Origin of the sequence: Rathayibacter sp. AY2B5 (assembly GCF_002931645.1) — a bacterium.
Taxonomy (GTDB): domain Bacteria; phylum Actinomycetota; class Actinomycetes; order Actinomycetales; family Microbacteriaceae; genus Rathayibacter.
This window is the reverse complement of the sequence record NZ_PSUE01000024.1, coordinates 1-11,787: the sequence shown is the minus strand read 5'-3', so window position 1 is coordinate 11,787 and position 11,787 is coordinate 1. Positions and strand designations below refer to the sequence as shown.

The following is an 11,787-nucleotide window of genomic DNA, read 5'->3' as shown; positions in this document are numbered from 1 at the left end:
CCCGCTCCGCGCGGCTCGTGAGAGCACTCCCGCCCACCGTCTACACTGATCCGGCGCACCGCGGGAGGCCCCTCCCGCCCGCCGCGACCCACCCGAAAGCGAGAGCCCCGTGATCAAGCCCGACCTCGGCATCACCGTCCCCGACGAGCTCGGCTCGGTCCACTTCATCGGCATCGGCGGCTCCGGGATGAGCGGGATCGCCCGGCTGTTCCACCACGCCGGGCACCGGGTCACCGGGTCCGACGTCCGCGAGTCCCACCCCATCGAGCAGCTGCGGGAGCTCGGCGTCCCGGTCGCCATCGGCCACGACGCGGCGAACCTCGGGGACGCCGAGGCGGTCGTCGTCACCTCCGCCCTGTGGCCCGACAATCCCGAGTACCTGCTCGCGAAGGAGCGCGGCCTGCCCGTGCTGCACCGCTCGCAGGCCCTCGCCTGGCTGGTGCGCGGCAGGCGCCTGGTCGCGGTGGCCGGAGCGCACGGCAAGACCACGTCGACCGGCATGATCGTCACCGGCCTGCTCGGCGTCGACGCCGACCCCAGCTTCGTCAACGGCGGCATCATCGAGAGCCTCGGCACCTCCTCCGCCGCCGGCTCCGGCGAGGTCTTCGTCGTCGAGGCCGACGAGTCGGACGGCAGCTTCCTCCTCTACGACACCGCGGTCGCCCTCATCACGAACGTCGACCCGGACCACCTCGACCACTACGGATCGCTGGAGGCGTTCGAGGAGGCCTTCGTCACCTTCGCCTCCTCCGCGAGCGAGCTCGTCGTCATCTCCTCCGACGACCCCGGCGCCGTCCGCGTCACCGAGCGGCTGGTCGGCGGACGGGTGCTGACCTTCGGCGAGGCCGAGGGGGCGGACGTCCGCGTCGTCGACCTCGACCTCGTCGGCCCCGTCGGCTTCTCGGTCGAGTACGAGGGCAGGCGCTACTCGGCCCGCCTCCGCATCCCCGGCCGGCACAACGCGATCAACGCGGCCGGCGCGTTCGCAGTGCTGGTGGGCCTGGGCTTCGATCCGGCCGCCTCGCTCGAGGCCGTGTCGGCGTTCGGAGGCACGGAGCGCCGCTTCGAGCTGCACGGAGCGGTCCGCGGAGTCAGCGTCTACGACGACTACGCCCACCACCCCACCGAGGTGGCCGCCGCCCTCTCCGCCGCGCGCACCGTGGTCGGCGAGGGCCGCATCATCGCCGTGCACCAGCCGCACCTCTACAGCCGCACCCGCCTCTTCGCCCGCGAGTTCGCCGAGACGCTCGAGCGCTACGCCGACGAGACGATCGTCCTCGACGTCTACGGGGCGCGCGAGGATCCGGAGCCCGGAGTGACCGGAGCGCTGGTCAGCGAGAAGTTCGCCGACCCGTCGCACGTCTCGTTCGTCCCGGACTGGGCGGAGGCGGCCCGCCTCACGGCCGGCATCGCGCGCGAGGGCGACTTCGTCATCACCCTCGGCTGCGGCGACGTCTACCGGATCATCCCGCAGGTGCTCGAGTCGCTCGGCGCGAGCGAGGCCGCGCCGGTCGCACGATGACCGCGGTCCTCGCGCCCGAAGCGGGGGAGCGGCCGTGAAGCGGCCCGACGGCGGACGCCCTCCGGCGCCCGGTCGGAGCGTCCCCGCGCGCGGCGGCGAGCCGGAGCCGGACACCGAGCCGATCCGGATCGTCACCGCGATCCGCGTGGACCCGGAGCCGGCCGAGCGCACTCCGTCGCGCGCGGGCGCGGTCCGCCGCACCCTCTCGGGCCTGCGCCTGCCCGGTGCCGAGAACCGGGCCGTCTCCCGGGCCGCCCGCGAGCGGAGGCGCTACGAGCGGGGGGAGGTCCGCCGCTTCACGAAGCGCGCGCGTCGGCGCCGCCTGATCGCCCTGGTCGTGGCCGGGTCGCTCGTCGCCCTCGCCCTGATCGTCGGAGTCGCGGCCTTCTCGCCGCTCATGGCCGTGCGCACGATCGAGATCTCGGGCACCCAGCGCGTCGACGCCGCCGCCCTGCAGAGCGAGCTCGACGACCAGCTCGGCGTCCCGCTCACCCTGGTGGACCGGGACGAGGTCGGCCGCGTGCTGGGCGCGTCCCCGCTCATCCAGAGCTACTCGGTGCAGACCCGGCCGCCGAGCACCCTCGTGGTGTCGATCGTCGAGCGCACGCCCCTCGGTGTGATCGCGGCGGGGGGCCGCTTCGAGCTCGTGGACGCGGCCGGAGTCGTCATCGAGACGGCGGACTCGGCGCAGCCCGGCTACCCGGTCCTCACCACCGCGTCCGGCGACGCCTCGGGAGCCGGCTTCCGCGCGACCGCGCGGGTGCTGCGCTCCCTGCCCGCGTCGCTCGCTCCGCAGGTGACGGCCGCCACAGCCACGACCGGCGACGACGTCTCGCTCACCCTGCAGAACGGCACGGAAGTCGTCTGGGGCGGGTCGGACGAGTCGGCGCTCAAGGCCGTCGTGCTCGAGAAGCTGATGGCCGCGACCGACCCCGCCGTCGTCGGCACCTACGACGTGTCCTCGCCCCAGGCCGCAGTCGTGGCGCCCCGGCCCTGACCGGCGGCGGATCCGCGCGTTCTTTCGAGCGTTGCGGGCGTGTCTGCTGGGAGCGCGACCGGACTCCGCCTACCGTCGGAGCCGAACCCCAAATGCATACTCAGCATAACTTTAAGCCTCAACTACAGGTTTAAGGTTCAGCCCGGAGGCCGGAGACGTGACTTCAAACCAGAACTACCTCGCCGTGATCAAGGTCGTCGGCATCGGCGGTGGCGGCGTCAACGCCGTCAACCGCATGATCGAGCTCGGCCTGCGCGGTGTCGAATTCATCGCGATCAACACGGACGCCCAGGCGCTCCTGCTCAGCGACGCCGACGTCAAGCTCGACGTGGGCCGCGAGCTGACCCGCGGACTCGGCGCCGGCGCCGACCCCGAGGTCGGCCGCCGCGCCGCCGAGGACCACGCCGAGGAGATCGAGGAGGTCCTCGCGGGGGCCGACATGGTCTTCGTCACCGCGGGCGAGGGCGGCGGCACCGGCACCGGCGGCGCGCCCGTCGTCGCGCGGATCGCCAAGTCGATCGGCGCCCTCACCATCGGCGTCGTGACCAAGCCCTTCGGGTTCGAGGGACGCCGTCGTCAGACGCAGGCCGAGGCCGGCGTCGCGACGCTGAAGAACGAGGTCGACACGCTCATCGTCGTTCCGAACGACCGCCTGCTCGAGATCAGCGACCGCGGCATCTCGATGCTCGAGGCCTTCGCGACAGCCGACCAGGTGCTCCTCGCCGGCGTCCAGGGCATCACCGACCTGATCACCACGCCCGGCCTGATCAACCTCGACTTCGCCGACGTGAAGTCGGTCATGCAGGGCGCGGGCTCGGCGCTGATGGGCATCGGCTCGTCGCGCGGCGCCGATCGCGCGATCAAGGCGGCCGAGCTGGCCGTCGCCTCACCGCTGCTCGAGGCCAGCATCGACGGCGCGCACGGCGTGCTCCTCTCGATCCAGGGCGGCTCGAACCTCGGCATCTTCGAGATCAACGACGCGGCGCGCCTCGTCCAGGAGGCGGTGCACGCCGAGGCGAACATCATCTTCGGTGCCGTGATCGACGACACGCTCGGCGACGAGGTGCGCGTCACCGTCATCGCCGCGGGCTTCGACGGCGGAGAGCCGGGCGGGACCGCTCAGGCCGCGATCGCCCAGCCGCGCCAGCAGCAGAGCTCGGCGAGCGAGTCGGCCGCCGAGCCCGTCCCGGCTCCCGCCGCCGCTCCTGCGGCCGGCTCGATCTGGTCGAGCACCCCCGTCGCCGCCCCGGCCCCTGTCGCCGACCCGTCCTTCGACGACGACGACAGCGACCTGGACATCCCCGACTTCCTCAAGTAGTCGTGCCGGATCCGGAGCTGGCCGCGCGCTGGGCCGAGGTCTCCGAGCGGGTCGCCGACGCGACCCGCTCGGCCGGTCGCGAGGCGTCCTCGGTCACGACCATCGTGGTGACCAAGTTCCACCCCGTGTCGCTGCTCCGCGACCTCCTCGAGCTGGGCGTCGTCGACTTCGGCGAGAACCGGCACCAGGAGGCGCAGGAGAAGTCGGCCGAGCTGGCGGGGACCGCTGCGCGCTGGCACTTCATCGGGCAGCTCCAGAGCAAGAAGGCGCGCCAGGTGCGGCGCTACGCCGACGCGGTCCACTCCGTCGACCGGCTCGCGCTCGTCCCGCTGCTGGAGGCGGGGGAGGAGCCGCTCGACGTGTTCCTGCAGGTCAACCTCACCGAGGATCCCGACCGCGGGGGAGCGTCGCCCGCCGACGTCGAGCCCCTCGCCGAGGCTCTCGCCGGGGCGCCCGGCCTCACGCTGCGAGGCGTGATGGCGGTCGCTCCGCTGGACGAGGAGCCCCGTCCGGCTTTCGCCCGGCTCCGGTCGATCTCCGACCGCGTGCGCGCCGTCGAGCCCTCCGCCACGGCGATCTCGGCGGGCATGTCGAACGACTTCGCCGAGGCGATCGCGGAGGGTGCGACACACCTGCGAATCGGATCGGCAATCACCGGAGAACGCCCCGCCCGCACCTAACCTCGTGGTGACCCACCTGTGGGAGCACACACGACACGGAGGACACCCCATGGCCAACCCGCTGAAGAAGACGATGGTCTACCTCGGACTCGCCGACGAAGAGGTCGAGTACGAGCGCGCAGAGCCCGTCGAGGCGGCCCCGGCGACGGCCCACCGCGCACCGGTCTCCCCGGTGCAGCCCGTCCCTCCCGTCGAGCCGGTGCAGCAGCCCCGCGCAACGGTCACCCCGCTCCGCAAGCCCACCCCCCAGACCCCGAAGGCGACGGCACCCGCCGAGATGAACGAGATCCTCACCGTCCACCCGAAGCAGTACCGCGACGCGCAGGTCATCGCGGAGAACTTCCGCGACGGCATCCCCGTGATCATCAACCTCTCGCAGATGAGCGATGCGGACGCCCGCCGCCTCATCGACTTCGCGAGCGGACTCTCGCAGGGCCTCTACGGCCGCATCGAGCGCGTGACGAGCAAGGTCTTCCTGCTCTCGCCGTCGCACATCACCGTCGCCGGCGACTCCGCCTCCGCCGAGAGCGACGCCGACGCGTCGTTCTTCGCGAAGTCCTGATCCCGGGGAGCCCTGGCCCCCGGTGACCTCCGTCGTCTCGCTCCTCGGGAGCGTCCTGTACTTCGTGCTGCTGCTCTACTTCTTCGCGATGTGGGCGCGGTTCGTGCTCGACCTCGTCCGCGTGATCCGACGCGACTGGCGCCCCCGCGGTGCCGGCCTCGTCGCCGCGGAGGGCGTCTACACCATCACGGACCCGCCGATCGGCTTCTTCCGACGCCTGATCAAGCCGGTCTCGATCGGTCCGATCGCCCTCGATTTCGGCTGGAGCCTCACCATGCTCTGCGTCATCGTGGGCATGTACATCGCCACGTGGCTCCAGCGCGACTGACCGTCCCTGTATCGTTGGCACGTCCGGACGTTCCCCGCGGTGTCAGCACTGCGCCGTGCGCCTGAAGTTGCTAGCTTTAGTCGCGCGTTGTTAAACGTGTACCTACTTGAAATCGAAGGTGGAAAGCCATGGCGCTCACTCCCGAAGACGTTGTCAACAAGCGGTTCCAGCCGACCAAGTTCCGTGAGGGATACGACCAGGACGAGGTCGACGACTTCCTCGACGAGGTCGTCGTGGAGCTCCGCCGCCTGAACCAGGAGAACGAGGAGCTTCGTCAGCGCCTCTCCTCCGGCGACAGCCGCCCGTCGGACGCCCGAGTCCCCGACGCCCCGCGCGAGAGCACTCCTGCTCCCGCCCCGGTGGTCGACGAGGCACCCGAGCCGGAGCCGCAGCCCGAGCCCGAGCCCACCCCGGCTCCCGCACCGGTCGTCGCTCCCGTCAGCTCCTCGCAGTCGGCTCCGGTCGACGAGGCCGAGAGCTCCAGCGGACTCCTGCAGCTCGCCCGCCGCCTCCACGAGGAGCACGTGCGCGAGGGTGCCGAGAAGCGCGACGCTCTCGTCGCCGAGGGACGTGCCACGGCCGCCCGCATCGTCGCCGAGGCCGAGGCCAAGCAGCGCCAGCAGGTCGCGAAGCTCGAGGAGGAGCGCGCGACGGTCGAGCACCGCATCGACGAGCTCCGCACCTTCGAGCGCGAGTACCGCCAGAAGCTGAAGAGCTACATCGAGGGCCAGCTCCGCGACCTCGACACCCAGCCGGCGTCGACGGAGTCCTCGCTGTCGGGCTTTGGGGCGTAGTCCCGCCGCAGCGGACGTCAGGCCGAGGGTGCTCGTCACCCTCGGCCTCGTCGCGCTCGCGGTCTTCGCGATCGATCAGACCGCGAAGTTCCTGGTCACGACGAACCTGACCCTGGGCGAGGACGTCCACGTCCTCGGCGACGTCCTGATCCTGCACTACGTGAAGAACCCGGGCGCCGCCTTCTCCCTCGCGAGCGGGTCGACCTGGATCTTCTCGATCATCGCGGCGTGCGTCGTCGTCGCCGTGATCTGGTTCTCGCGCCGGATCCGCTCCACCGCGTGGGGCGTCTTCTTCGGCCTGCTGCTCGGCGGCACCCTCGGCAATCTCTTCGACCGGCTGTTCCGAGAGCCCTCCTTCGGGCTCGGACACGTCGTCGACTTCCTCTTCACGCCGTGGCTGCTCCCGGCGATCTACAACGTCGCCGACATCGCGATCTGCACGGCGATGGCGCTGTTCGTCCTCCTGAGCGTGCGGGGCGTCGGCCTCGACGGCACCCGTGAGCGCGCGGGCGACGACGAGCAGGACCAGGTCGTGTCCGAGAACGGCGCTCCCGCCGCCCCCGGAGCGGGCGCCCCCGCAGCGGCCTCCTCCGTCGAGGAGGCGGCCCGCGACGCCGACCGCCCCGGCGGACGCTGATGGCGCAGTCCCGAGAGCTGCCGGTCCCGGACGGGCTCGACGGCCTCCGCGTGGACGCGGCCGTCGCGAAGCTGCTCGGCTTCTCGCGCACCTTCGCGGCCGAGGTCGCCGAGGCGGGCGGAGTGAGCGCCGACGGACGGGTCCTCGACAAGAGCGACCGCGTGCGCGCCGGAACCTGGCTGAGCGTCGAGTGGAACCCGCGCGAGGAGCCGCGGATCGTGCCGATGGCGGTCCCCGGCCTCGGCATCGTGCACGACGACGACGACATCGTGGTGATCGACAAGCCCGTCGGAGTGGCCGCGCACCCCGCCGTGGGCTGGGAGGGACCGACGGTGCTCGGCGCTCTCGCCGCCGCGGGCTTCACCGTGTCGACCTCCGGTGCGGCCGAGCGCGCGGGGATCGTGCACCGGCTCGACGCCGGCACGAGCGGCCTCATGGTCGTCGCGAAGTCCGAGCGCGCCTACACGCACCTCAAGCGCGCGTTCCACGACCGCACGGTCGAGAAGGTCTACCACGCGGTCGTGCAGGGCCACCCCGACCCGCTCGCCGGCACGATCGACGCCCCGCTCGGCCGCCACCCGTCCTCGGACTGGAAGTTCGCGGTCCGCGCCGACGGCAAGCCCTCGGTGACCCACTACGAGACGATCGAGGCCTTCCCGTTCGCCTCCCTCCTCGAGATCCACCTCGAGACCGGCCGCACCCACCAGATCCGCGTGCACATGGCCGCCCAGCGCCACCCGTGCGTCGGCGACGCGATGTACGGCGCCGATCCGACCCTCTCAAAGCGGCTCGGCCTCACCCGCCAGTGGCTCGACGCGGTCCGGCTCGGCTTCACCCACCCGGGCTCGGGGGAGTGGGTGCAGTTCGAGGCGTCCTACCCCGACGACCTGGTGCACGCCCTCGAGGTGCTGCGCGGGGAGTGATCCGCGCTCTCCCGGCCGGACCCGCGTCCGGCGCGGTTAGACTTCTTCCCGCCGTGTCCACGGGCCCTCCCGGGTCGCCGGCCATCCCTCCCCTGCCCGCAGTCCGCCGGAGGCGCATCCTTGCCGAGTAACGATTCCTTCGTCCACCTCCACGTGCACAGCGAGTACTCGATGCTCGACGGTGCAGCGCGGGTGAAGCCGCTGATCGACGCGGCGGTCGAGGAGGGCATGCCGGCCATCGCCGTGACCGACCACGGGAACGTGTTCGGCGCCTTCGACTTCTGGCGCACCGCGACGGCGGCGGGGATCAAGCCGATCATCGGCACCGAGGCCTACCTCACCCCGGGGACGCACCGCTCCGACAAGACCCGCATCCGCTGGGGTGACGGCGGAGGGGACGACGTGTCCGGCTCTGGCGCGTACACCCACATGACGCTGCTCAGCTCGACCACGACGGGCATGCACAACCTCTTCCGCCTCTCCTCGCGCGCGTCGATCGAGGGCTACTACTTCAAGCCGCGCATGGACCGCGAGATCCTCTCGCAGTACTCCGAGGGCCTGATCGGCACCACGGGCTGCCCGAGCGGCGAGGTCCAGACGCGCCTGCGCCTCGGCCAGTACAAGGAGGCCCGCCAGGCGGCCGCCGACTACCGCGACATCTTCGGCAAGGAGAACTTCTTCGCCGAGATCATGGATCACGGCCTCGACATCGAGCGGCGGGTGATCGGCGACGTCATCCGGCTCGCGAAGGACCTCGACCTCCCGCTGGTCGCCACCAACGACCTGCACTACACGCACGCGCACGACGCGACCTCGCACGCGGCGCTGCTCTGCGTGCAGTCCGGGACCACCCTCGACGACCCCAAGCGCTTCAAGTTCGACGCGGACGAGTTCTACCTCAAGTCGCCGCGCGAGATGCGCCAGGTCTTCCGCGACCACCCCGAGGCCTGCGACAACACGCTCCTCATCGCGGAGCGCTGCGACGTCCAGTTCGACACCTCGGCGAACTACATGCCCCGCTTCCCGGTGCCGGAGGGCGAGACGGAGGACACCTGGTTCGTGAAGGAGGTCGAGGCCGGACTGCGCGAGCGCTACCCGGACGGCATCTCCCAGGAGGTGCGCGACCGGGCGGACTACGAGACCCGCGTCATCCTGCAGATGGGCTTCCCCGGCTACTTCCTCGTCGTCGCCGACTTCATCAACTGGTCCAAGCGCAACGGGATCCGCGTCGGTCCCGGCCGCGGCTCCGGTGCCGGCTCGATGGCGGCCTACGCGATGAAGATCACCGACCTCGATCCGCTGCGCCACGGCCTGATCTTCGAGCGCTTCCTCAACCCCGACCGCGTCTCCATGCCCGACTTCGACGTCGACTTCGACGACCGTCGCCGCGGCGAGGTCATCCGCTACGTCACCGAGAAGTACGGCGACGAGCGCGTCGCGCAGATCGTCACCTACGGCACCATCAAGGCGAAGCAGGCTCTCAAGGACGCCTCGCGCGTCCTCGGCTTCCCGTTCGGGATGGGCGAGAAGCTGACGAAGGCCATGCCGCCCGCGATCATGGGCAAGGACATCCCGCTCAGCGGCATCAACGACCCCGCCCACGCGCGCTACAAGGAAGCGCTCGACGTGCGCAACGTCATCGCCGAGGACCCGCAGGCCAAGCTGGTCTTCGACACCGCGCTCGGGCTCGAGAACCTCAAGCGCCAGTGGGGCGTGCACGCGGCCGGCGTCATCATGTCCAGCGATCCGCTGCTGGACATCATCCCGATCATGAAGCGGGAGCAGGACGGCCAGATCGTCACGCAGTTCGACTACCCCGCGTGCGAGTCGCTCGGGCTGATCAAGATGGACTTCCTGGGGCTGCGGAACCTCACGATCATCGACGACGCCCTCGACAACATCCGCGCCAACCGCGGACAGGACCTCGTGCTCGAGGACCTCGAGCTCGACGACCAGGCCGCCTACGACCTCCTCGCCCGCGGCGACACGCTCGGCGTGTTCCAGCTCGACGGCGGCCCGATGCGCGGCCTTCTCCGACTGATGAAGCCCGACAACTTCGAGGACATCTCCGCAGTCCTCGCGCTCTACCGGCCGGGCCCGATGGGCGCCGACTCCCACACCAACTACGCGCTGCGGAAGAACGGCGTGCAGGAGATCACCCCGATCCACCCGGAGCTCGAGGAGCCGCTCTCGGAGGTGCTCGGAGGGACCTACGGCCTGATCGTGTACCAGGAGCAGGTCATGTCGATCGCGCAGAAGCTCGCGGGCTTCACGCTCGCGCAGGCCGACCTGCTGCGGCGCGCGATGGGCAAGAAGAAGAAGTCCGAGCTGGACAAGCAGTTCGAGGGCTTCTCGGGCGGCATGATCGCCAACGGCTACTCGATGGAGGCCGTCAAGACCCTCTGGGACATCCTGCTGCCCTTCTCCGACTACGCCTTCAACAAGGCGCACTCGGCGGCGTACGGCGTCGTCTCCTACTGGACGGCGTACCTCAAGGCGCACTACCCCGCGGAGTACATGGCCGCGCTGCTCACCAGCGTCGGCGACTCCAAGGACAAGATGGCCGCCTACCTCAACGAGTGCCGGCGGATGGGGATCAAGGTGCTCCCGCCGGACGTCAACGAGTCGATCGGCTTCTTCACCGCCGTCGGCACCGACATCCGCTTCGGCCTCGGCGCCGTCCGCAACGTCGGCATGAACGTCGTCGAGGGCATCCGGGCCGCCCGCGAGGAGAAGGGCCGCTTCGAGACGTTCCACGACTTCCTCCGCAAGGTGCCGCTGCAGGTGACCAACAAGCGCACCATCGAGTCGCTGATCAAGGCCGGCGCCTTCGACTCGCTCGGCTCGACGCGCCGCGCCCTGGTCGAGGTGCACGAGGACGCCGTCGAGGCGGCGGTGGGGGAGAAGCGCAACGAGGCGAACGGCCAGGTCGGCTTCGACTTCGACAGCCTCTGGGACGAGCCGCAGGCCGCGATCCAGGTGCCCGAGCGGCCCGAATGGGCCAAGCGCGACAAGCTCGCCTTCGAGCGCGACATGCTCGGGCTCTACGTGTCCGACCATCCGCTCGCCGGACTCGAGACCGAGCTCGCCAAGCACTACAGCACCACGATCGCCGACCTGCTGATCTCGGAGACGATCGCCGACGGCGAGACCGTGGTCGTCGCGGGCCTCGTCACGAGCGTCCAGCACCGCATGGCCAAGGCCTCCGGCAACCAGTACGGGATGATCCAGGTCGAGGACTTCGGCGGCGAGATCACCTGCATGTTCATGGGGAAGGCGTACCAGGAGTTCGCCCCGGCGCTCACGAACGACTCCATCGTCGTCGTCAGAGGCCGCGTCAGCATGCGCGACGACGGGATGAATCTGCACGCGTTCAGCCTGTTCGCCCCCGAGATGAGCCAGGACGGCGACTCGGGACCGCTCACCGTCTCGATGCCCGAGTCGCGCGCGACCACCGACACGGTCTCGCAGCTCAGCGACGTGCTCATCCGCCACTCCGGCCAGACCGAGGTGCGCCTGAAGCTCATCAAGGGCGACACGGCCCGCGTGTTCGAGGTGCCGTTCCCCGTGCGCATCACCCCGGACCTCTTCGGCGAGCTGAAGAGCCTGCTGGGGCCGAACTGTCTGTATTGAATTCCGAGCCGGTCCCCGACCGGCTCGGCGCGGTCGGCTGGGGAGGGTGGCCGGGTTCGTGAGAGCGTCGTGCGTCCGGCTACGACGATCCGCTGACACGCGGATCGCCGGTTCGCGGTGCCTGTGGCGAGCCGGTCCCTGCCCGGCTCGGCGCGGTCGGCTGGGGAGGGTGGCCGGGTCGGTGAGAGCGTCGTGCGTCCGGCTACGACGATCCGCTGACACGCGGATCGCCGGTTCGCCTCGGAGGGTGCGGCGAGAGGGTGGCGGATCGGAGTGCGAGCCTGCGGCCGCCGGTGTCCTCCGGGTGGTCGAGTAGCCGCGCGGCGGCGTATCGGGACCGGGCGAGGGCCGGGCGGCTACTCGACCACCCGGAGGACACCGGCGGCCGCAGGC

General features: G+C 70.9%; 10 protein-coding genes. All 10 read left to right on the top strand.

Going from position 1 to position 11,787, the window contains the following annotated elements; all coding sequences use genetic code 11:
- Positions 1 to 109 precede the first annotated feature (109 nt).
- On the top strand, positions 110 to 1,522 hold the full coding sequence (gene murC, locus C5C30_RS13730; protein ID WP_104269150.1) for a UDP-N-acetylmuramate--L-alanine ligase: 1,413 nt from the start codon (positions 110 to 112) through the stop codon (positions 1,520 to 1,522).
- A 34-nt stretch (positions 1,523 to 1,556) separates the two neighbouring features.
- Positions 1,557 to 2,519, top strand: coding sequence for a cell division protein FtsQ/DivIB (locus tag C5C30_RS13725; RefSeq protein WP_104269149.1), 963 nt, complete (start codon positions 1,557 to 1,559; stop codon positions 2,517 to 2,519).
- A gap of 157 nt (positions 2,520 to 2,676) precedes the next feature.
- Positions 2,677 to 3,837 carry a cell division protein FtsZ gene (gene ftsZ, locus C5C30_RS13720; protein ID WP_104222597.1) on the top strand — a complete coding sequence of 387 codons (1,161 nt, stop codon included), beginning with the start codon at positions 2,677 to 2,679 and terminating at the stop codon, positions 3,835 to 3,837.
- Positions 3,838 to 3,839: 2 nt separating this feature from the next.
- Entirely contained in the window at positions 3,840 to 4,517 is a 678-nt protein-coding gene (locus tag C5C30_RS13715) for a YggS family pyridoxal phosphate-dependent enzyme (RefSeq protein WP_104222598.1), read from the top strand.
- A 49-nt stretch (positions 4,518 to 4,566) separates the two neighbouring features.
- On the top strand, positions 4,567 to 5,079 hold the full coding sequence (locus C5C30_RS13710) for a cell division protein SepF (protein WP_104222599.1): 513 nt from the start codon (positions 4,567 to 4,569) through the stop codon (positions 5,077 to 5,079).
- A 22-nt stretch (positions 5,080 to 5,101) separates the two neighbouring features.
- Positions 5,102 to 5,407, top strand: coding sequence for a YggT family protein (locus tag C5C30_RS13705; RefSeq protein ID WP_258065963.1), 306 nt, complete (start codon positions 5,102 to 5,104; stop codon positions 5,405 to 5,407).
- Between the two features lie 128 nt (positions 5,408 to 5,535).
- The gene (locus C5C30_RS13700; RefSeq protein ID WP_104267391.1) at positions 5,536 to 6,201 is read left to right on the top strand and encodes a DivIVA domain-containing protein; all 666 of its coding nucleotides are present in this window, start codon (positions 5,536 to 5,538) and stop codon (positions 6,199 to 6,201) included.
- 28 nt (positions 6,202 to 6,229) lie between these two features.
- Positions 6,230 to 6,838, top strand: coding sequence for a signal peptidase II (lspA, locus tag C5C30_RS13695; RefSeq protein WP_104333958.1), 609 nt, complete (start codon positions 6,230 to 6,232; stop codon positions 6,836 to 6,838).
- Positions 6,838 to 7,761 (top strand): RluA family pseudouridine synthase, encoded by a 924-nt coding sequence (locus C5C30_RS13690; protein ID WP_104273468.1) that lies wholly within the window; start codon positions 6,838 to 6,840, stop codon positions 7,759 to 7,761. The genes lspA and C5C30_RS13690 overlap by 1 nt, the downstream gene beginning before the upstream one ends.
- Positions 7,762 to 7,932: 171 nt before the next feature.
- Positions 7,933 to 11,394, top strand: a complete 3,462-nt coding sequence (gene dnaE, locus C5C30_RS13685) for a DNA polymerase III subunit alpha (protein WP_244229655.1) — start codon at positions 7,933 to 7,935, stop codon at positions 11,392 to 11,394.
- The last annotated feature ends 393 nt before the right edge of the window (positions 11,395 to 11,787 follow it).

Bases quoted from the DNA above. Each gene is read 5' to 3' on its own strand.
- C5C30_RS13710 (WP_104222599.1), top strand. From the start codon at position 4,567: ATGGCCAACCCGCTGAAGAAGACGATGGTCTACCTCGGACTCGCCGAC.
- C5C30_RS13700 (WP_104267391.1), top strand. From the start codon at position 5,536: ATGGCGCTCACTCCCGAAGACGTTGTCAACAAGCGGTTCCAGCCGACC.
- C5C30_RS13690 (WP_104273468.1), top strand. From the start codon at position 6,838: ATGGCGCAGTCCCGAGAGCTGCCGGTCCCGGACGGGCTCGACGGCCTC.
- dnaE (WP_244229655.1), top strand. From the start codon at position 7,933: ATGCTCGACGGTGCAGCGCGGGTGAAGCCGCTGATCGACGCGGCGGTC.